1 protein-coding gene is annotated in these 253 nt (G+C 40.7%); it reads right to left on the bottom strand.

Annotated features, from left to right (window positions below):
• Nucleotides 1-253: ATP-binding cassette domain-containing protein (locus SB756_RS32710; RefSeq protein WP_410913595.1), on the bottom strand; the 253-nt coding region annotated here is incomplete at both ends.

The following is a 253-nucleotide window of genomic DNA, read 5'->3' as shown; positions in this document are numbered from 1 at the left end:
ATCGTAAAAACGATAGAGCAGGCGCGCTAATGAACTTTTGCCGGCACCACTTGCGCCCACAATCGCCACTTTACTACCCGCTTTAACCTTAAAGCTAATATTATCAAGAATAGGGCGGTTTGCATTGTAGCTAAAACTGACGTTATTAAAGGCAATTTCCCCCTTTTTTACATTAAGGGTATTTGCATTTGGAGCGTTAGTGACTTGTGGTTTTTTATTGAGTAAGCCCAGCATATTTTCTAAATCGGTAAGG

The organism is Pseudomonas sp. SIMBA_068, assembly GCF_046534705.1.
Classification (GTDB): Bacteria; Pseudomonadota; Gammaproteobacteria; order Pseudomonadales; family Pseudomonadaceae; genus Aquipseudomonas; species Aquipseudomonas putida.
The sequence above is the reverse complement of the archived record's forward strand: the minus strand, read 5'-3'. Positions and strand labels throughout refer to the sequence as shown.